Origin of the sequence: Daejeonella sp., from assembly GCF_030695525.1 — a bacterium.
Classification (GTDB): Bacteria; Bacteroidota; Bacteroidia; order Sphingobacteriales; family Sphingobacteriaceae; genus Daejeonella.
Genome location: NZ_JAUYSS010000019.1, coordinates 78,078 through 99,000, shown reverse-complemented (window position 1 = coordinate 99,000; position 20,923 = coordinate 78,078). Strand labels below are relative to the sequence as shown.

The 20,923-nt window shown below is 41.3% G+C and carries 16 protein-coding genes; 11 read left to right on the top strand and 5 right to left on the bottom strand.

Translation table 11 applies throughout. From position 1 onward, the window contains the following. Nucleotides 1-8: 8 nt before the first annotated feature. Entirely contained in the window at nt 9-5,534 is a 5,526-nt protein-coding gene (locus Q8S11_RS04080) for a cadherin-like beta sandwich domain-containing protein (RefSeq protein WP_305660792.1), read from the bottom strand. Between the two features lie 233 nt (nt 5,535-5,767). On the opposite strand from Q8S11_RS04080, the gene Q8S11_RS04075 reads away from it, so the two are divergent. Further along, nucleotides 5,768-6,580: a helix-turn-helix domain-containing protein gene (locus tag Q8S11_RS04075; RefSeq protein ID WP_305660791.1), complete on the top strand. Its 813-nt coding sequence runs from the start codon at nt 5,768-5,770 to the stop codon at nt 6,578-6,580. Between the two features lie 167 nt (nt 6,581-6,747). On the opposite strand, the gene Q8S11_RS04070 is transcribed toward Q8S11_RS04075, so the two are convergent. Next, entirely contained in the window at nt 6,748-7,140 is a 393-nt protein-coding gene (locus Q8S11_RS04070) for a type I restriction enzyme endonuclease domain-containing protein (protein ID WP_305660790.1), read from the bottom strand. A gap of 86 nt (nt 7,141-7,226) precedes the next feature. Between Q8S11_RS04070 and Q8S11_RS04065 the strand changes: the two genes are divergently transcribed. Next, a complete protein-coding gene (locus tag Q8S11_RS04065; protein WP_305660789.1) occupies nt 7,227-7,895 on the top strand; it encodes a hypothetical protein in 669 nt (222 codons plus the stop codon). Here the strand turns inward: Q8S11_RS04065 and Q8S11_RS04060 are convergent. Further along, nucleotides 7,877-9,454 carry a glycosyltransferase family 39 protein gene (locus Q8S11_RS04060; protein WP_305660788.1) on the bottom strand — a complete coding sequence of 526 codons (1,578 nt, stop codon included), beginning with the start codon at nt 9,452-9,454 and terminating at the stop codon, nt 7,877-7,879. The two genes, Q8S11_RS04065 and Q8S11_RS04060, sit on opposite strands and share 19 nt — an antisense overlap. Continuing rightward, on the bottom strand, nt 9,441-10,097 hold the full coding sequence (locus tag Q8S11_RS04055) for a phosphatase PAP2 family protein (RefSeq protein ID WP_305660787.1): 657 nt from the start codon (nt 10,095-10,097) through the stop codon (nt 9,441-9,443). The genes Q8S11_RS04060 and Q8S11_RS04055 overlap by 14 nt, the downstream gene beginning before the upstream one ends. 76 nt (nt 10,098-10,173) lie before the next feature. On the opposite strand from Q8S11_RS04055, the gene Q8S11_RS04050 reads away from it, so the two are divergent. Next, entirely contained in the window at nt 10,174-11,898 is a 1,725-nt protein-coding gene (locus tag Q8S11_RS04050) for an APC family permease (protein WP_305660786.1), read from the top strand. A gap of 151 nt (nt 11,899-12,049) precedes the next feature. Here the strand turns inward: Q8S11_RS04050 and Q8S11_RS04045 are convergent, their stop codons facing one another. Then, a complete protein-coding gene (locus tag Q8S11_RS04045) occupies nt 12,050-14,008 on the bottom strand; it encodes a KUP/HAK/KT family potassium transporter (RefSeq protein ID WP_305660785.1) in 1,959 nt (652 codons plus the stop codon). 219 nt (nt 14,009-14,227) lie between these two features. On the opposite strand from Q8S11_RS04045, the gene Q8S11_RS04040 reads away from it, so the two are divergent. From Q8S11_RS04040 to Q8S11_RS04005, 8 genes are all read left to right on the top strand, one after another. Continuing rightward, a complete protein-coding gene (locus Q8S11_RS04040) occupies nt 14,228-14,776 on the top strand; it encodes a T9SS type A sorting domain-containing protein (protein ID WP_305660784.1) in 549 nt (182 codons plus the stop codon). A gap of 50 nt (nt 14,777-14,826) precedes the next feature. Beyond that, a complete protein-coding gene (locus Q8S11_RS04035) occupies nt 14,827-15,438 on the top strand; it encodes a fumarylacetoacetate hydrolase family protein (protein ID WP_305660783.1) in 612 nt (203 codons plus the stop codon). A gap of 13 nt (nt 15,439-15,451) precedes the next feature. Then, on the top strand, nt 15,452-17,164 hold the full coding sequence (locus tag Q8S11_RS04030; protein ID WP_305660782.1) for a M23 family metallopeptidase: 1,713 nt from the start codon (nt 15,452-15,454) through the stop codon (nt 17,162-17,164). A gap of 60 nt (nt 17,165-17,224) precedes the next feature. Next, nucleotides 17,225-17,686 carry a thioredoxin-dependent thiol peroxidase gene (bcp, locus tag Q8S11_RS04025; RefSeq protein ID WP_305660781.1) on the top strand — a complete coding sequence of 154 codons (462 nt, stop codon included), beginning with the start codon at nt 17,225-17,227 and terminating at the stop codon, nt 17,684-17,686. A 105-nt stretch (nt 17,687-17,791) separates the two neighbouring features. After that, nucleotides 17,792-18,637 carry a transketolase gene (locus Q8S11_RS04020; RefSeq protein ID WP_305660780.1) on the top strand — a complete coding sequence of 282 codons (846 nt, stop codon included), beginning with the start codon at nt 17,792-17,794 and terminating at the stop codon, nt 18,635-18,637. Nucleotides 18,638-18,717: 80 nt separating this feature from the next. Beyond that, a complete protein-coding gene (locus Q8S11_RS04015; protein WP_305660779.1) occupies nt 18,718-19,671 on the top strand; it encodes a transketolase family protein in 954 nt (317 codons plus the stop codon). A gap of 38 nt (nt 19,672-19,709) precedes the next feature. Then, entirely contained in the window at nt 19,710-20,261 is a 552-nt protein-coding gene (locus Q8S11_RS04010; protein WP_305660778.1) for an RNA polymerase sigma factor, read from the top strand. Nucleotides 20,262-20,291: 30 nt separating this feature from the next. Beyond that, nucleotides 20,292-20,915, top strand: coding sequence for a hypothetical protein (locus tag Q8S11_RS04005; protein ID WP_305660777.1), 624 nt, complete (start codon nt 20,292-20,294; stop codon nt 20,913-20,915). The last annotated feature ends 8 nt before the right edge of the window (nt 20,916-20,923 follow it).

Below are 20,923 nucleotides of genomic sequence, written 5' to 3'. Positions count from 1 at the left end.
CCATCTTTTTACTTTACAATACTCACAAAACCTTTCAGTCTGTTCTTACCCTCACCGAAATCTACCACATAATAATAAGTTCCTTCTGCCAGGGGGTAACCTTCAAAACTGCCATCCCAATCGTTCTGATAATTTACTTTCTGATAAATTATCCGGCCCGAACGATCAAATATCTTGAGTGAATGGTCAGGGTAATAATCCAGATTTTTAATGACGAGAAAGTCATTTTTCCCATCGCCATTCGGTGTCATAATATTCATCGCTTCAAGCGCCTGATAGTCGTCGATCACGTTGACGGTGATGCTTTGCGAGCTTATACAACCCATAGCACTGGTTACCTTTACGGTGTAGCTTGTTGTTACTGCCGGTCTGACAGTTAATACTGCTGAGTTTTGTCCGCTGATTATGCCTGATTCCGTTACCCAGCTGTATCCTGTTCCTCCCGCAGCTGTAAGCATTGCTGTATTTCCTTTGCTCAGCGAATTCCCTGCACTATTGCTTATATGGATCGACGGAAGTGGATTAATGGTGACAGTGAATGACCTCGATATTGCATCTGTACCACCATCCGCTGTACCACCATTATCTTTTACGATAACAGTGATGATTGCTGTACCGCTTGCACCCGGAACAGGCATGTAAGTGATCGCACCTGTTGAACCCTTGGAGGTCACACTAAGTTGATTAAGCAGATCAGGGTTGTTTGAACTCACGCTCAGTGTAGTACTTTGCCCTGATTCCGGCCCTGCGCTGATGCCACTTAATGCTACTATACTTTGCAAGACCGGGGCAGCACATATAGCCGGCTGATTAACGATAAGCCCCAGTGTTGGTGCCTGATTAGCCAGAGGCAATACCCTTAAATTAAATGTCTTTGTATCAGTTATTAGTCCTTTCTTAACCGTTGCAGTAAGCGTTACCATCGGACTTGGCAGCCCCATTAATGGTCTGTTTAGCCTTTGTCCGTCTGCCGAAATTACAGCAGCATTGCTACTTGTCCAGGTCACTTCAGATCCTCCGGGAAGCGTTGCCGGGAGTGGATTAGTCAGTGAGGTAATGATATGATTAAGGTCTGTGTTTGCACCTTTGATCAGATCCTCAGTCAGCGCATCCTTATCTAACGCTACTATAGCTACATTCAGGTCTGTTGTCTGTGTAAAGGTGATAAATCTTGAAAACGCTTTAGTCCAGATCACCAGGTCGGCGCCTGCATTGATCTTAAAGGCTCCGTCTGCCGGAAGCGCATCGCCAGCCGCCTGTGTATCCGATGAGCCTACCGCGGTGATTTCTGTATAAACCGATCCGTGAACTCTGGCAACACGCATGCCGGATTGTCCCGGTAATAACAGCCGGACTCCTTTACTAAACGAAAGTGAATTCGTTTCACTTCCGACTTCTATGATCAGTCCAACCGTAGTTACCTCCCCCAGTACTACAGGAAGATCATAATTTGAAACCGCCGGTGCGTAGATCACACCATTCCATGTAGAACTTGAGCCTGTTACAACAGTTCCGGAAGGGATCTGCACGTTTGCCAGCGGAGAATTAATACTGGTTTGAGGAATAGTTCCTGTGCCGCCTGAAATAAGATTACCATAAGAAATGGAAGGAGCTGTTGTTGTTCCGGCTGCTACCGTTACTGTAACAGCTTGTACAGAGGAGGTTATTATTACCTTATTAGAAGTGTTATTCAAGGTGCTATTACCACCTGTGTCAGGTAAAGTCTGTCCTGGTTGCAAGCGGGTTACTTTTACGACATAGGTATTCGCGCTTTTGCCATCTTCAGCAGTTACAATTGTAGTAACGGTATTTTCCCCTGCGTTTAGTGCTATATTTCCCGAAGAATTTTGAGCAGTTACAGTGTTGCCATTTATTTTAATAGTTGCTCCTGCTTGATCTGCTACCGGGCTTAGTGTAACAGAGCTTATTCCGCTATTGACATATGCAGTATAAGAACTTATTGAGGGTGAAAACGCCGGACTTAATATTCCTGCACTTAGTGAAAGAGACGATAAAGTACTTACAGAAGATAAAATAGTGGCCGCACGTGTTATAGTGATGGTGTAAGTTTTGGTTGTTGTGCCGTCCTGTGCGGTAACGACAGTGCTGATTGTATTACTTCCTACATTCAGAGCTATGATTCCTGAGGCAATTCCGCTATTTACTTTGCTTCCGTTTACCCGGATTGTGGCATCAGCATGTTCGACTACAGGTGTTATTGTCACAGAGCTAACATTGTTTGCAACAGACACATTATACGAAGTCGTACTTGCCGAGAAAAGGGGGCTTAACATTCCGCTGCTCAATCCCAAAGCCGAGAGGTTAGCAATAGCTGATACCCCTTTGTTAACAATCAATACCTGCTGCACGTCTGCTGCATCAGTATAATTAGCGTTACCAGCTTGTGATGCAGTAATATTAGTTGATCCGGCTCCAACTAGCGTCACGGTTCTGCCTGATATTGTAGCGACGGCCGTGTTCGAGCTGACGTAGGTAAGTGCATTGCCCGATGCTCCGCCGGTAGCGGTCAGATCAAATGCTGCATCCCCAAAAGCTTTAGCTGCCAGTGCCGGGAAGTTGATGCTTTGTCCTGCTTTGTTAATTGTTAGCGACTGTACCACATCGGTTGCTGCATTGTAATTGGTATTTCCTGTCTGCGAAGCAGTAATGTTGGTGCTGCCTGCGCCTAGAATCGTAACCTTAGTGCCCGAGATTGTTGCGACAGCCGTGTTCGAGCTGACGTAGGTAAGCGCATTGCCCGATGCTCCGCCTGTGGCGGTCAGATCAAACGCGGCATCGCCGTAGGACTTTGCGGTTAATACATTGAACGTGATTATTTGATTTGCCTTATTCACTGTAAGGGTTTGCACCACATCCGCTGCAGCATTGTAGTTCGCACTCGCTGCCTGCGAAGCTGTGATATTGCTTGTCCCCACACTAAGGATGGTAACCGTGCTGCCTGATATGGTGGCGACGTTGGGGTTCGAGCTTAGGTAAGTCAACGGATTGCCAGATGCTCCACCAGTTGCTGTTATTGAGAACGCGTCATCGCCAAAAGTCTTATTTGGCAAGGCCGAAAAGCTGAGCGTTTGATTCGCTTTATTCACCGTGAGGGTTTGCACCACATCCGCCGCAGCATTGTAGTTCGCACTCGCTGCCTGCGAAGCTGTGATATTGCTTGTCCCCACACTAAGAATGGTAACCGTGTTGCCTGATACGGTGGCGACGTTAGGGTTCGAGCTTAGGTAAGTCAACGGATTGCCAGATGCTCCACCAGTTGCTGTTATTGAGAATGCGTCATCGCCAAAAGTCTTATTTGGCAAGGCCGAAAAGCTGAGCGTTTGATTACCCTTCGTTACAATAAGTGTTTGCACCACATCAGCCGCTGGATTGTAGTTCGCATTACCTTCCTGTGAAACTCTTATTTCAGTTTCTCCTGTACCAACTATCGTAACAATGTTGCCGGATACAGAAGCGACCGTGGGAAACGTGCTAACGTATATCAACGGATTGCCAGATGCGCCGCCGGTAGCTTCGAGTTCGAATGCAGCATCACCATATTTTTTAGCGCTAAGGGCATTGAATGTAATTACCTGATCGGCTTTCTCTCTGCTTACTGTAATCGTATACGTTTTTATCGTTGTCCCATCCTGAGCGGTTACCTTTACATCGATGATATTGCTTCCCACGTTCAAGGCTAATGCCGATGATGCACTGGCGCTGGCCACACTCGCGTAGCCACCGCCATTTACCTGTACCTGGATGGTCGCGTTCGCCTCAGAAACGGTTGGTGTGACCGTTATCGAAGTGGTGGCAAAGGATACGCTCGCTGCATAGCTTAGTTTAGCCGCATCGAAGCCTGGGTCGATGGTGACCGAACTGGTTGACAAAGCCGTCAGATTAGCGTTAGTTGAAAGCGCGCGATTTACTCGAAGGGTATAGGTTTTGGTAGTTTCGCCATCCTGGGCAGTTACCACAGTAGAAATGGTATTAGAACCTCCGGATAAACTGATTGCCTGACTTGCGCTTCCGCTTGTTACTGCAACACCGTTCACAGTCACACTTGCTGTTGCATCTGATACTGTTGGTGTTAGCGTGATGCTTGCCGTGCTGTTGCTCACCGATGCTGAATAGTTCGTAGTATCGGAATGAAAATCCTGCGACAAAGTTCCATCAGAAAGCGTAAGGTTAGTAAGTGCCGCACTGGTAGAAACGAAGGTGGCTGACCACAAGTCTCCCCGAAGATTGGACTTTCCGGTGAGGCCAAAACCTGAACCGCCGAATAGATAGAGTTTGCCCCCGGCTTGCCAGCCTACTGCAGCATCTCTTGCCCCTGGCGTATTTGCGGACTCTGTAGATCCTAGCGTACCGGTTTTGCTAGGCAAATTACTGCCCTTAATCCAGCGCCAGTACCCGGTATCTGGGTTGTATTCCCAAAGGTCATTGAGTGACCCGGAATTTGATGCGGTGTAACCATATCCTCCGAATAAATAGAATTTGCCCCCGCTTACCCAGCTCGCGGACTTGTGTCTTGCTCCCGGTTTATTATCTGCAGCTGCCGTACCACGCGTGCCATAGGTGCTAAACTGGTTTTTTGAATTAGTGCCTTTGATCCAGCGCCAGTGGCCACTTGCTATTTCATACTCCCAGAGGTCGTTGAAGTACCCGGAGCCGCTATTGCCCCCAAAAAGATAGAGCTTTGCTTCTTTTTCCCAGGAAACTGAACTATATCTTGGGCCTGGCGTATTGGCCGCCTCTGCTACACCCAGTGTACCATAGATTCCTGTTTGATTTGCTAAGCTGCTGCCCTTGATCCAGCACCAGTATCCAGTTGCAGGGTCGAATACCCAAAGATCGTTCAGGTGATAGGCTTCGCCCGTTGAAGTATTATTGTTTAGCCCCCCAAATAGATAGAGCTTGCCTCCGCTTTCCCAGCTTACCGAACTATGTCTTGAGCCCGGTGTATTGGCTGACGCTGCTACACCTATTGTGCCATAGTATCCTCCTTGGTTCAACGAACTACCGCCCTTGATCCAGCACCAGTTTCCGGTTGCAGGGTCGAAAACCCAAAGATCGTTCAGACGCTGGGTATTGCTTGAAGTATAGGTTACACCCCCAAACATATAGAGCTTGCCCCCGCTTACCCAGGTCGCCGAATTTCCTCTTGACCCCGGACTATTGGCTTCTGCGGGTTCGCCGATGGTCCCATAAGTAGCTGCTTGATAAGTAGTTAAAGCGTTCCCTTTGATCCATCGCCAGTTCCCGGTATCTGTATCGTATTCCCACATGTCGTTGAGGTATCCGCTGATTCCTGTTACTGCAGCTCCCCCGTAAAGATAGAGCTTGCTGCCGATTTGCCAGGTTGCCGAACTGTGTCGTGCGCCGGGCAGGTTGGCCGGGTCTGCCACGCCCATCGTGCCATAAACGGGGGTTCCTACTGATTCTGTAAAGCCTTTTAAAAATGACCAGGTAACGCTTTGAGCGTTTGCAACACTAGTGCACAGAGAAAGGAGGAAGATGAGATAAATTCTCATCGGGTTGATTTTAAAAAATTGGTAGATATATTTTTTCATAGACAGCCAGGGTTTCTTGAACAGGTCAATGCAGAATATTTAATCCCGCTTCCCCAACATCTACAAAAATCTGCCTTAATAAAATAACAAACCCGCCAATCTCCTGATCCAGCCTGCCAAAATTGAGGACAGAATTACATTTTTAGGGTAAATTTTAACCTTATACAACGTTTAACTCACGATAATTATCATATTTGAAAGACCGAAACCTTTTAAGAATAAACTATCCTGCGATGAATCCTCCCACTTTTACAAGTTTATTTGACCTCGAATATTTTATTGAACTGACTCCGGATTTGATCTGTATTGCCGGATACGATGGTTACTTTAAGAAAATAAATCCCGCAGTTTCAAAAACGCTTGGATACACTGATGAAGAGCTGAAATCGCGGCCAATAAACTCTTTTGTTCACCCCGACGATCAGGATATTACAGCTAAAAGCAGGCAAAGCGTAAAGGAAGATCAACCGCTCCTTAACTTTGAGAACCGATACATTAGCAAAAGCGGGGAGGTAGTTTGGTTATCATGGACATCCATGCCAATAAAGCGCGATCAGTTGATCTTCGGAATCGCCAAGAAGATCAATCCCCGGCATAAAAAAGAGGAAGCGGTGTCTCACCTGCTCGTTTCTAATCGTGGTGTTGTTAACGAGCGTTTAAAAGCGGAAGAGGAATGGCTCAATGAATTTGAAGACGTTGTTAAAAAGTATATCGGCCATATGAATTTAAGTGTTGGCTTGCTGAGTTCGGAGTTGGGGATGAGCGAACGTCAGCTTTTCAGGAAGGTTAAACGGATACTGGGTATCACTCCCAATCAACTGATCCAGAATGTTCGGCTAAAAATAGCATCCGAAGCTATTTCGTCGGGGAAGTATACAACCATAGCCGAAATTTCAAACATTGCCGGTTTTAGTACAGCCACTTATTTCAACAGATTATACAAAGAGGTATACCAATTGAATGTATCGGATCTGCTTGCCGCGGCACCGGATTATAAGGAAGTGTAATCTAACGTGATCCGGACATAATAGACAAGTTTGGAAGAGGGGCTAAAGATGAAGACTGGATTCCTCAGGCCCGGGCAAACTGCGGCTTGCATCATCACTCAAGATTTCAACATTCGGGGAATCAGACATCAAAATGAATTGTGTAAGCAACACCAGCTACTTTTACCTCAGCCCAACACCAGCCAATCCCTGTACTGCCCCTCCACCTGCTCCAGCACCTCCTTCAGTAAATTATCCTGTTCCGAAAATTCAACTTTACATCTTAATTCCTTTTTAACAGCCAGGCGAATAGCTGAACGGGCATCTTCCTTTTTGGTCCAGTCGAGCTGGAGGTTTTTCTTTACTAATGCCACTACGCGGTGCACCAAATCCTGAATAGGTCCTGTCTGGTTGATGATTTTTTCATTTCCAGATAGTAAATCGTAAAAAGCCAGTTCGTCTTCGGTCAAGCCGAGTTCTTTGGTACGGATATCCTCGTTTTTAAATTTGGTGGCAATGCAGGTATTGCCAGAATGCCTTCTTTGGCACCATGAACGTATTGCTGGAACGGTATTCGTCATGGATAATCAGGGATAATTCAGGTCTTCCTTTTGGAATATAAATTTAGAGAAACCAAATTTAGCACACTTTTTGTATTTCTATCAGTATGAAAAAGTTATTCATACTGCTCACTATATTTTTGATTCCTCTCTTATCCCTGTCTCAAACCTGGGATACCTTCCGGATTGACAGTGCTGTTTCCGTCCGGCTTCCTAAAGGTTTTACCAAAACTGAAAGCAGTAAGCAGTTTAATCTGTTGGCCAGAAGTTCATTTGGAACAATATTAATTTTCAAAGTCCCTGACGATCCGCAAATAACCCCCGACATTGAAAAAGAGAGGCATCTGGGTCAGTATTATGATAATTACCTAAAAAGTGTCAGGCAATCCTCAAAATCCGGTATTATTACCGGTGAAAAAAACAAGCTGGTAGGCGGATTAAAAGTTAAAGATTTTACACTGCAGATTGATACGGGCAGCGGGGTTCTTTTTAGGGATTTTAGAATACTACATGCCAATGCGGCTACCTATACTTTTGAATTTCTATATCAGGACATTCATAAGGAATATGCTGTTCCTGAGCGTGAAAAATTCTTTAATTCCATTGAAATCAACGAAATTATAGGCAGCTCTGACCAGTTTACCAGCCACAACCCCAATTCTGACAGCCCTGACAATTCTCAATATTTGATTTTGCTGATCCTCATAGTGTTATTGGGAATCGGATTGAATACGCTAAGAATTGTGTTAAAAAATGCTCAGCGACCCGACTTATAAATAACAGTAACTGGATTTTCGAAGGTGTCTTTCTGTTCAAAAACCGGAACCAGGTTGCCTGCCGCCTCTAACTCTTTCTCAAATTGTTTCCGGGAAATCACCAAAACATCCGGATGCTCGTTGAGAAATAAGCTGAGGCTATCCTGACTATGAATTGCAGGTACCAGTCGCTGCATGTTAAAAACATAGGCAGAATTCATCATTTTGTAGTAAACCAGATCCGGTTTATTTTTAAGTAGCTCTAATGATCCTGCGACGGGATTAATTCCATATACCCTGGGATAAGCTTTCGCAAAAAAAAGAAAATTGCTCAGGATAAATGAGAAGGCCATACTAAAAATGAATTTATTGAGTTCATTCTTTCTGATAAAATACCAGCCAAACACTGCTCCAAGCGGTAAAGGAAGAAACCATACCCAGACACCTGCAGCATCCTGAACACTCTTATCAGCCTTTAGTACGAAATAAACTACAAACGGTAAAACAAACGCAATGATCGTATAAAAAACATAAGCCAATTTTATTTTTTTCATAGACACTTTCATGCCCTCAAGTTCCGACAACAAAAACCCAAGCAGGATTGCAATGAAAGGATATGACGGAGCTGTATAATTCGGCAACTTGGTCTGTGAAAATGAGAAAAAGATAATGATACCCAAAACAATGCTAAGGGAATACAATAAAATCTCATTTTCCCGCTGTTTCCATGCCAGGAACATCGCCTGGATACAAAAAATTCCCAAAGGAAGTAAACCCGCGATCACCATAATCAGAGGCAAAAGAAAAAATCCTCCATGCCCTTCCATAGTGTCTGAGAACCTTTGCAGGTTATGTTTAAAAAAGAAACCTTCGGTCCAGAGCCCATCACTAGCCAGATAATTTAGCCAATACCAGGGCAAGGAAATCAACAGCACTATAATTATCCCGGCAGGAATTTGAAATAAACGCATCCAAACCCAGTTCAATCTTTTAGTCCAAAGAAGGAATGTCAGCATAATTAAACCCGGTAATGCCACAGCTATTGGCCCCTTGGTCAGTAAGCCCAGTCCAAAGCATAAATACATCAGTAATATCCAAAACTTTTTCTTATCGATGAGGAAGTTATAAAAGCACATAAAACTGGCAGTCATAAAGAATATTAGATAGGGATCAGGTACTGACATCCGCATCTGAAAATTAAAATGCAAGGAGGATATTAAGACCAATGCAGTGAGCCAGCCTGCCTTCTCACCCAAATATCTTCTGCAGAACAGAAAACTGATCAGGATAGTTAAAGCCCCAAATATGGCAGAGAAAAACCGGGCGCTGAATGCTGATACTCCGAACACCTTATAAGACATTGCCATAAAAAAGTAATGCAGAGGAGGTTTATCGGTTCTTAACTGCCCGTTAAAATAAGGCATAATATAATTGCCAGAAACCAGCATCTCACGGGCACATTCTGCATTCTTAGCTTCATCAAGAATATAAATCATTGGTTTATCGAGATTCTGCAGAAGGAGGACCAAACTGATTATAAATAAGAGAAATCCCTTAGTTTTCAGATTAAGCTTTTCCAAATAACCTCCCTTCTAAACTGGCCGAATGGTACCATTTGCTGTTTTCAAGCCACCATATCAGATGAAATGTCATAAATACAGCAATGATAGACCCCGCAATTACGTCTTCCAGGAAATGCTGGGCAAGATATACCCTTGAAAATGCGGTGAGGGTAGCCAGTGGAATGATGATCCAATGGCGTCTCCTATGGGGGAGCAAATAACTTAATACCACGGCAAGGGTAAATACAGACGCAGTGTGTCCGGAGGGGAAACTGTTCCACTCATAGACCGGATAGTTTTCAATAGTTCGGATTGGTATGATATCCTCGAAATATTTAACCGGTCTTGGGGCCTTGAACAAATGTTTAAGTAGCTGGATTACGATAGAACTATAGGCAAATGCAATAGCGGCAAGTACTGCATAACGAAATTTAAAGAATAGTAAAATCAAAACAACCAAAACTGTCATTAAGCCATCACCAAAAAAGGTGATTAACTTAAAAAGCTCATCAAAATAACTGTTATGATGTCTGTTGGTCCATAAAAACAGCTCGGCTTTAGAATTAAGCAGCATCAAAATAAAACCAATCAGAAGCATGAATAAAAACGGGATCAGAAAGTACCGCTGAGGATAAAGGATTTCGGAGAGTCTTTTCTTCATTATTTAGTTCGAAAACGAATTCAAAACTAAATAATTTTTATGTTTGATTGCTAAACCAATCTAATTGAACGACAATATGTCAAGAAACCTTTTTAGAAAGAAATCTATTGAGCTGATCATGAAAGACCGTCAGGCGGGATTTTCTGATTCAGAAATCGAAGATCAACAGTTAAGAAGAGTTCTATCAGTTAAAGACCTTACCCTGATGGGTATTGCTGCAGTGATTGGTGCCGGCATATTTTCTACAATTGGGAATGCAGCCTTCCATGGAGGACCCGGGGTAAGTATCCTGTTTGTGATCACAGCCATTACCTGCGGATTTTCGGCATTATGCTATGCAGAATTTGCATCAAGAATCCCTGTTGCAGGAAGTGCTTACACATATGCTTATGCTTCATTCGGAGAGCTAGTCGCCTGGATAATCGGATGGGATCTACTTATGGAGTATGCCATTGGCAATATTGCGGTTGCAATTTCATGGAGTGAATATTTCACCAATCTGCTTGAGGGTTTCAATATCCATGTACCCGCATATCTGACCATGGATTATCTTTCTGCTTTCAGGGCATACAAGGAAGTGCTCGCAGCCGGAACAGATCTGAGCGGGATCAGTGCAAAGGTTCAATATGCTGCCGGTGCATGGGAAACGGCACCCGGATCAGGCAATTTAAAATTCGTAGCAGATATACCGGCACTGGGCATCGTTTTTCTGATAACTTATCTGGTTTACATCGGTATCCGGGAGACGAAAAGAGCAACTAATGCAATGGTTTTCCTGAAAGTTGCTGTCGTAATCGGAGTAATTGTACTTGGATTTTTCTATGTACAACCGGCAAACTGGGATCCATTTTTACCAAATGGTTTTGAAGGCATGATGAAAGGGGTTTCGGGGGTTTTCTTTGCATATATTGGCTTTGATGCCATTTCTACAACAGCCGAAGAATGTAAAAACCCACAGCGGGATTTGCCCAAAGGCATGATTTACTCATTAATCATCTGTACCGTTTTGTATATTCTGGTAGCCTTGGTATTAACCGGAATGGTGAACTATAAAGAGCTGCAGGTTGAAGATCCATTGGCATTTGTCTTCAAAAATGTCGGACTGGTTAATATCAGTTATATTATTTCAATTAGTGCAGTAATTGCGACAGCAAGTGTATTACTGATATTTCAGATGGGCCAGCCCCGTATCTGGATGAGCATGAGCCGGGATGGATTATTACCAAAGAAGTTTTCAAGTATTCATCCAAAATACAAGACCCCTTGGTTTGCCACGTTAATCACGGGTATCGTCGTTTCAGTACCAGCTTTATTCATGAACCTTACTGAAGTTACTGACCTTACCAGCATCGGTACTCTTTTTGCCTTTGTACTTGTATGTGCGGGGGTACTGTTGTTACCCAAAGAAGAAATAAATGATTCGAACCGTAAACGCTTCCGTATTCCATATGTTAATTCGAAATATATTGTTCCCTCTCTGCTAATTATCATTTTCATAAGTTTCAAAGAACCTATTCTCTCTCTGTTTGATTATAGTGGAGATTGGCATGAATACAAGGATAAATTACCTTATTTCCTGTTTATTCTGGCAGCTATAATTATGGCTGTACTCTCTTTCAGAAAAAATTTATCCCTTATACCAGTTTTGGGAATGCTGAGTTGCTTATATCTGATGACTGAACTGGGATATACCAACTGGATCCGTTTTCTAATCTGGCTCGCACTGGGTTTGCTTATCTACTTTTCATACAGCTATCACAAAAGCAATCTGAATAAAACAGATCAAGCGGCAGAGGTATAAGGAATTTTCGGATTTAACTGGAAATTGAGTTTTTTCTGACAAAATAAATAAAAAAGGCAATTCTCGAGTTGAAAATTGCCTTTTTTATCCTTTAATGGATTTCAAAATTAAAACTGCTTTTGAATGCTGATTTTAAAAGTCTTTTGTCTCATTAAGAATCCCGATGATCTAATTCCAATCTTGTCAACTCACTGGTATCCTGAGTAGAAATAATCAGAGGTACCCGCTCGATCGTAACAAAACTAATATCCAACCCGAACCCACGTTCTTCTGAAAGCGAGAATTTCTTCAGAATGAAATAATAGTCCATGATGAACTTATCTATAAAGCTTAACACATTTGAACGTGATAAGACTTTTTCTAAAACAACAAATCTGAAATCACCAATGATTTTGTATTTGTTCAGGGAAGTGTACTTACTGGTGATATCAACCTCATTGTTTCTTACCAATTCTTCAACAACCTTCCTGAATAGAACATTAATTTGTTGCTCAACCCTAAAGCCCAGTTTAAAATCGATTCGGATCAGTTTATTTGGCACCAGAAACTCGACTTTATAATCCCTTGTAAAAGGTTCATCTGTAACATCAACGTGTACCAGCCAATAAACGTCAGCTCGTTTAGGCTGCTTCTGAAGAATTGAATACATAATTTTAGATTCGATTTCCGAATTAAAATTAGAACTGGTCAAATAAACCAGTTGAGAAGCATATTTAGGTACAGATTCATCTTCACTCAACTCTTTCAAAATAGGATAATAAGAATCAATCTCCACGAATTTTACAAAACGGTTTTTTATCTTTCTTGCAGAGTACCATGCCCACATAATAGACAACAGGAAGGACGCCAGCAAGAGGGTAAACCAGCCTCCGTGAAGGAACTTAGCCATATTTGCAACTAAGAACCCTATCTCAATAAGCCCGTATATGGTCACGAAAATAACAATGATATAATTCGGAAATTTCTTCCGTTTCAGAAATGTTGCAACCAGAATGGTGGTCATCAGGAAGGTCAGATTGATGGCTAAGCCATATGCACCTTCCATATTCTGGGATTCACGGAAAATCAAAACTACCACAATACAGCCAATCCATAGTAAAATATTGATTGAGGGCACATACAATTGCCCCTTTTGATTACTTGGGTAATTAATTTTGACCTTTGGCCATAAATTAAGCCTTACGGCCTCAGAGATCAGCGTAAACGAACCGGAGATCATTGCCTGACTGGCTATAATTGCAGCTGCAGTTGCTATGCTGATACCCGCGATAAGAAACCACTCTGGCATAATGCTGAAAAACGGGTTATCACCTGGCACTAAGCGGCTACCCTGATGCTGCCATAACCAAACTCCCTGGCCAAAATAGTTCAGTAATAAACAGGTCTTAACATAAATCCAACTAATACGAATATTTGAACGACCACAATGACCCAAATCTGAATACAAAGCCTCTGCTCCGGTTGTACAAAGGAATACGGCACCCAAAATAAACAAGGCATTGGGGTTAGATGACAACAGGGAATAGGCATAATAAGGATTGATAGCTTTTAGAATCTCCGGAAATTGAAATAAATAAATACTACCCAAAACTGCCATCATTGTAAACCATACAAACATGATGGGACCAAAAGCCTTACCTACAATAAAAGTCCCGAATTGCTGTATTAAAAACAATAAAGAAATAATAGCAATCACTATCGGTACTGTTGGAATATCCGCATAAAATATTCTTAAACCCTCGATTGCCGCAGAAACTGTAATTGGAGGGGTAATCATCCCATCTGCCAGCAAGGCAGAGCCCCCAATCATTGCCGGAATTACCAACCATTTCCCCTTCTTTTTTACCAGCGAAAAGAGGGAAAGGATTCCTCCCTCACCTTTGTTGTCGGCGCGCAACGTAATTATTACATATTTTATTGTCGTCTGCAGAGTTAAGGTCCAGAATATACAGGACAGCCCTCCCAATATTAATTCGCTGGTTATTATTCGGTCTGCTACAATCGCCTTAAAAACGTATAATGGGGAAGTTCCAATATCGCCGTAAATAATGCCCAGACTGATTAATAAACCTGCTGCAGAGAGCTTATGTAGATTTTTTAAATTCGACACTTCGAAAAATTTAGATGACAAAAGTACATCATAAAATCAAATTCTTATTACCAAAACAAGAATGTTGATTTTTTGTCATATTTATTTTAATTTTATACTAACATTTCAAACAGATAAGCGTATAAAAAGAAATTTTAGTTAAAAATTGTTAAAAAAAAGCATGCTAACTATGGGTATACATTAATATGCCTTATATTTATACCATCATCTATTTTGCGTATGATAAACTCTTACCTGAGAACATTAATTGTATTCGTAGCTTTAGGCATAACAATGTCCCTGAATAGCTATGCATATAATTTTGCATTTTCTCAGGCATCACAAGCAGATTCCCTGAAAACCAAGCCAAAAGTAATCACCAAGATTACTGATACAAGGCTTAATAAACCTGCAGAACCCAAAGCTAATGTCAAATTAAGTTTTACACCATTCAATCCATCCAAAGAAAAACTCCAGGCACAGAACAAAATTATGTCGGGTCCTAAAACCCCATTTCCAGGGGATAAAATCCTGGCTAACGTGAAGGTTTATCCAAACCCAGTATCTGAGTACCTCAATATGACCTATTCAATTAGCAAGGATTCCAATGTAACCATCAGAATCATGGATGTATTGGGCAATGAAATAACAACACTCTTCTCAGAGAGACAGACTATCGGTGAACACAGTAATACATTCAGTATTTCTTCAAGAATCAGCAGTGGATTCTATTTTATTCGTGTAAGTGTAGGTAGTGAAATCATTACCAAACGGATTTCCGTATTGTAAATTCCATACCTTTTTCCACATCTTAAATTCTGTATGTTTATATTCGCTGGATGAAGATAATCGCTATAGGGCGTAATTATGCCGAGCATGCCAAAGAACTAAATAATCCTGTACCTAAAGTACCTGTAATATTCATGAAACCGGACACTGCGGTTCTCAAAGACAATAAACCGTTTTATCATCCTGAATTCTCAAATGATATTCATCACGAGATAGAGCTTGTGCTAAAAATATCAAAAGAAGGTAAACATATTTCTCAAAAATTTGCCGGTTCTTACTTTGAGGAGATCGGTCTGGGCATTGATTTCACAGCCAGGGATATTCAACAAAAACATAAAGAAAAAGGCCTCCCATGGGAACTGGCTAAATCTTTCGACAATTCAGCACCAGTCAGCAATTTTATCCCAAAATCATCGTTCAAAGACTTGAACAATCTCAAAATCAGACTCGACCTTAATGACAATACTGTTCAGGAAGGCAACACTAAAGACCTTCTTTTTTCGTTTGAATATATAATAGCTTTTGTTTCTCAGTATATCACTCTGAAAAAGGGTGACCTGATTTTTACCGGCACTCCGAAGGGTGTAGGTAAAGTAACTATTGGCGATCATCTATGCGGTTATCTGGAGGATGAAAAATTGCTCGATTTTTATATCCGTTAGTAATCCTATTTCTATGCTTAAATTCTTGTTTTCTTTATCCCTCCTGACCGTATTATGTCAATTAGCCAATGCTCAGAACACAGTTTTACCCGAATACCCGCAAAATTATTTTATACGGCCACTTGACCTGCCCCCTATCATTGCAGGAAATTTCGGGGAGATAAGAAGCAATCATTTCCACTCAGGCCTTGATCTTAAAACTAATCAAAGGGAAGGACATCCTGTCTATGCAAGTGCAGATGGCAATATTTCCAGAATAAGAGTTCAGATTGGCGGCGGAGGGAATGCATTATACATTAGCCATCCAAATGGTTATACCACAGTCTACATGCATTTGAGAAACTTCAATGATCGCATCAGTATGACCTTAAAAAATTATCAATACCGGATGCAAAAGTTCGATGTCGATTTCCCATTACTTTCCGTTGAAATCCCTGTAAAAAAAGGAGAAATAATTGCATGGTCAGGAAATACAGGCAGCTCCAGCGGTCCACACCTGCATTTTGAGATCCGGGATACAAAAACTGAAGACCCCATCAATCCTCAGCTTTTCGGAATCAGAATACCCGACCAGGTTAAACCTGTGATTACAGGATTGTATCTCTATCATTTGAATGGCGAGCCATTTAGTGAGCTAACTCCAAAACAAGCCTATCCTGTAAGTGGTGTTGCAGGCACTTATCAGCTTAGCCCGCAAACCGTTGTCACTATCGGAGGTGAATCCGGACTCGGAATTGCCTGTTCCGACAAAAACTCAGCTTCTGAAAATAGTAACGGCCCATATTCTATTGAACTTCGGATTGATGATCAAACGATTTACTCCTCAGTCTGGGAAAGATTTTCATTTGAAAATTCCCGGGGGATAAATTCTCACATTGATTATCCGGCGATGATTGCTACCGGTAGAAGGATACAGAAAAGTTTTATTGAACCCGGAAATTCATTAAAGATCTATAAAAACGTCATAAATAATGGCATTCTGAATTATACGGATCAGAATATCCGCAATGCCCAATACATCGTAAAGGATATTGCGGGGAACCAAAGTGTCCTTAATTTTAAAATAAGATACAATCCGGCATCAGTAAAAACATCACTAATTCCTGAAGGAAAGCGGTTTAAATTTAATCAGGTTAATGAGTTCGATTCTGCCGGACTTAAACTTAACCTTCCATTAAATACGCTATATGATGATCTGAATTTTACCTATAAAAATTCGCCCATGCCTGCCGGGGCGTATTCTTTAATTCATCATGTCCATAACCGCTTAATGCCATTAAACGGTGCACTTAGTCTGGCAATAAAAGCCGATGATAGTCTGCCTGTGGAATTACAAAGCAAAGCTCTGATTGTAAACAGATTAAAAAAATCACAGGGAGGGACTTTTGTAAATGGTTATGTAAAAACAGAAATTCGTAATTTCGATAGCTTCTACATTATGACCGATACGATGGCACCCCGAATTGTGCCGGTAAACATCAGCAATGGGGCATCTATGCTTAATACTTCAAAAATATTGTTCCGGATTTCTGATAATCTGTCGGGAATAAAAACCTTCAATGCAATGATTAACGGAAAGTGGGTACTGATGGAGTACGAGCCAAAGACAGGCACAATTTGGTATACTTTTGACGAATTAACAGCTAAGGGTAAGAACGATTTTGAATTGACGGTAAGTGATATGAAAGATAATCTTACAAACTACAGAGCTGTTTTTTACAGGTAAAGAGAATTATTATATCAAAATATATATTTTGTTAATTTTACCCCATAAAGCAGATTTAAAATGATTGAACTTACAGAGGGGCAAAAAGCTCCTGATTTCAATGCAAAAGACCAAACTGGAAAAAACATCAGTCTGAGTGATTTTTCAGGCAAAAATGTGATCTTATATTTTTATCCTAAAGATGATACTCCAGGATGCACCGCCGAAGCATGCAGCTTCAGGGATAATTATCAGTCCCTGTTAAATGAAGGCTTTGAGGTGTTAGGTGTTAGCACTGATGATGAAAAATCACATCAGAAGTTTATTACAAAATACAACCTGCCCTTCTCTCTGATTGCCGATACCGATAAAAAAATCGTTGAAGCTTATGGGGTTTGGGTTGAAAAGAACATGTACGGTAAAAAATACATGGGCGTAGCAAGAAAAACATTCATCATTGATAAAAATGGCCTGATTCGTAAGATAATTGATAAGATTGATACTAAAAACTCATCCACGCAGGTTTTGGATGCAATTAAATAAAATGGTTTATTCCACTGTACAATACTCTTAAAATCAAATAATTTCAAAATAATCCATCTCTTTCAAAGAACATGGCTATTTTAGCAGGGCCATTAAGCACAAATTATGACTCCAGATATTGATAAATTAACAAAAATTGCCTCACAAGTCCGACGTGATATTTTAAGAATGGTTCATGCCTGCCAATCCGGCCATCCGGGCGGCTCACTGGGCTGTACCGATTATTTAGTGGCCCTGTACTTTCATACCTTAAAGCATAATACCAAATTTGACATGGATGGAAAGGATGAAGACCTTTTCTTTCTTTCAAACGGACATATCTCACCAGTATGGTATAGTGTTCTGGCACGTTCAGGATATTTTGAAGTATCAGAACTGGCCACGTTCAGAAAAATCAATACCAGACTTCAGGGACACCCTGCCACCCACGAAAAATTACCGGGAATACGGGTTGCTTCCGGCTCTTTAGGCCAGGGTATGTCGGTAGCAATTGGTGCTGCCATTGCTAAAAAGTTAAACAATGATAACAGATTGGTTTTTTCATTGCATGGCGATGGAGAACTTCAGGAAGGTCAGACCTGGGAAGCAGCAATGTATGCAAGCCATAATAAAATTGACAACCTGATATCCACTGTCGATGTTAACGGGCAGCAAATTGACGGACCAACTGATGCCATTTTATCCTTAGGAAATTTAAGGGCCAAATGGGAGTCTTTCGGATGGGAAGTACTTGAAATGAGCGGGAATGATATGTCAGATGTAGTCCGTGTCCTTGATCTTGCAATCAGCAAAACATTTAAAGGAAAGCCGATCATGATCCTGATGCAAACTATGATGGGCAATGGTGTTGACTTCATGATGCATACTCACAAATGGCATGGCTCTGCTCCTAACGATGATCAGCTCGCACTTGCCCTGGGTCAATTGGAAGAAACTTTAGGTGATTATTAAGGATATCTAAAGCTTAATCTGCATACAAAAACACAATAAAAAATTTCGCCTGCTAAATTTCAGGCCCTTTGCTTTGTTATATGAAGAAATACACATACACCGAGAAAAAAGATACCCGTTCAGGTTTTGGAGCAGGTTTGCTGGAAGTTGGAAAAAAGAACGATAAAGTAGTCGCTTTATGTGCCGATTTGATCGGATCATTAAAAATGGATGCTTTTATCAAGGAATTTCCTGAACGATTTTTTCAGATCGGAATTGCAGAAGCTAATATGATGGGAATCGCAGCCGGTTTAACAATCGGGGGTAAAATTCCTTACACGGGAACTTTTGCCAACTTCTCAACCGGCCGTGTGTACGACCAGATCAGACAGTCTATTGCCTATTCAGACAAGAATGTCAAAATTTGTGCTTCACATGCCGGACTAACACTCGGTGAAGATGGTGCAACCCATCAGATTCTCGAAGATATTGGTATGATGAAAATGCTTCCCGGAATGGTAGTAATCAATCCTTGTGATTATAACCAAACCAAGGCCGCAACTATTGCTATTGCCGATCATCATGGTCCGGTTTATTTAAGGTTCGGAAGACCAGCGGTACCTGTTTTTACAGATCCGGATCAAAAATTCGAGATTGGGAAAGCATGGATGGTCAATGAAGGAACCGACGTTAGTATTTTCGCCACCGGCCATATGGTATGGAAGGCAATTGAGGCCGGTGAAAAGCTTGCAGAAGCAGGAATCAATGCTGAAATAATTAATATTCACACTATTAAACCTTTGGATGAAGCTGCAGTCTTAAAATCAGTTGCCAAGACTGGTTGTGTTGTTACTTGTGAAGAGCATAACCGTTATGGTGGTTTAGGTGACAGTATTGCACAGGTGCTAACCAGAAACAATCCTGTACCGCAGGAATACGTTGCAGTTAACGATAGTTTCGGAGAAAGTGGTACTCCTGATCAACTAATGAAAAAATACGGTTTGGATACTGAGGATATTATCAAAGCGGTAAACAGGGTAATTAAACGTAAATAACTGCCCTGCGTTTAGGAATCCAATCCAACAACAAAAATATGCAGGTAGAGGATTCCGAAATTATAGAAAAATTTTCAAGGGAAAAAACCCGTCACGAAGCCTTCAATCTTCTGCTGAACAAATATCAGCAGAAGATTTACTGGCATATCCGCAGGCTGGTTATTGACCATGATGATACTGATGACCTGGTTCAGGATGTATTCATTAAGGTCTGGAAGAACCTGGCAAACTTCAGGAGTGATTCACAATTATTTACCTGGATCTATCGCATAGCCACCAATGAAAGCATCACCTTTCTAAACCGCAAAAAAATAAGAAACAGCGTTTCCTTAGATGATTCAAACGGTTTGGATTTGGCTGAAACACTCGCCGACAGTCCTTATTTTGATGGGGATAAGGCTCAGATAAAGCTTCAAAAAGCCTTATTGACATTGCCTGAAAAACAAAGGTTGGTGTTTAACATGAAATATTTTGATGATTTGAAATATGATGAGATCTCTGAAATTCTTGGGACCAGTGTCGGTGCGCTAAAGGCTTCTTTTCATATTGCAGTAAAAAAAATTGAACAGATATTATTAAATTCAGATTAAACCTTTCTATCCCAGGTGTATCAAAGGAATATGAAAACAGAGAATTCAGATAAGGATTGGGTAAAAGAGGCTCCTACGCTAGCTAAAATTAGCAGAGAGAACCCCTTTACTGTGCCCTCTGCCTATTTTGAATCTTTAAATGAAAATCTGAATACTCTGGCTAAGCTCGAAACCTTTCGATTTGAGAATGAAAATGAGTTTAAATTACCAGAAAATTATTTTAATCACTTAGCAGGGAGGATTGAAGATCGTGTAGCCATTGAAACTATTCATGATCTGGCACCTAGCGAAGGGTTCAAAGTCCCTGATGCCTATTTTAAGAACCTGACTGAACGAATTAATTCAAGAATTGAGGAAAAGAAAGAACCTGCAAAGCTGAAAAAACTGTTCCCATCATGGATGCGCTATTCTGCAGCTGCCAGCATTCTATTCGTTATCGGTCTATTCATTTACTTTAATTCATCCGTTTATATTTTTGATCAGCAGTTATCAAAAGTACCTGACCAAGATATTATCAATTACCTGCAGATACACAGCACAGTGAATGACAATCAATATATTATAGAAAATATTAGTGAAGATGGTCTTCAGCAGGTAACTGCTGATGTTTCGGAAGAAGATATCGAACAGTATATTAAGAGCACAACATTATGAAAGGATTA

Excerpts from the sequence above, each read along its gene's own strand:
- Q8S11_RS04080 (WP_305660792.1), bottom strand. The coding sequence starts at position 5,534 with ATGAGAATTTATCTCATCTTCCTCCTTTCTCTGTGCACTAGTGTTGCA.
- Q8S11_RS04070 (WP_305660790.1), bottom strand. The coding sequence starts at position 7,140 with ATGACGAATACCGTTCCAGCAATACGTTCATGGTGCCAAAGAAGGCAT.
- Q8S11_RS04065 (WP_305660789.1), top strand. The coding sequence starts at position 7,227 with ATGAAAAAGTTATTCATACTGCTCACTATATTTTTGATTCCTCTCTTA.
- Q8S11_RS04055 (WP_305660787.1), bottom strand. The coding sequence starts at position 10,097 with ATGAAGAAAAGACTCTCCGAAATCCTTTATCCTCAGCGGTACTTTCTG.
- Q8S11_RS04050 (WP_305660786.1), top strand. The coding sequence starts at position 10,174 with ATGTCAAGAAACCTTTTTAGAAAGAAATCTATTGAGCTGATCATGAAA.
- Q8S11_RS04040 (WP_305660784.1), top strand. The coding sequence starts at position 14,228 with ATGATAAACTCTTACCTGAGAACATTAATTGTATTCGTAGCTTTAGGC.
- Q8S11_RS04035 (WP_305660783.1), top strand. The coding sequence starts at position 14,827 with ATGAAGATAATCGCTATAGGGCGTAATTATGCCGAGCATGCCAAAGAA.
- Q8S11_RS04030 (WP_305660782.1), top strand. The coding sequence starts at position 15,452 with ATGCTTAAATTCTTGTTTTCTTTATCCCTCCTGACCGTATTATGTCAA.
- bcp (WP_305660781.1), top strand. The coding sequence starts at position 17,225 with ATGATTGAACTTACAGAGGGGCAAAAAGCTCCTGATTTCAATGCAAAA.
- Q8S11_RS04020 (WP_305660780.1), top strand. The coding sequence starts at position 17,792 with ATGACTCCAGATATTGATAAATTAACAAAAATTGCCTCACAAGTCCGA.
- Q8S11_RS04015 (WP_305660779.1), top strand. The coding sequence starts at position 18,718 with ATGAAGAAATACACATACACCGAGAAAAAAGATACCCGTTCAGGTTTT.
- Q8S11_RS04010 (WP_305660778.1), top strand. The coding sequence starts at position 19,710 with ATGCAGGTAGAGGATTCCGAAATTATAGAAAAATTTTCAAGGGAAAAA.
- Q8S11_RS04005 (WP_305660777.1), top strand. The coding sequence starts at position 20,292 with ATGAAAACAGAGAATTCAGATAAGGATTGGGTAAAAGAGGCTCCTACG.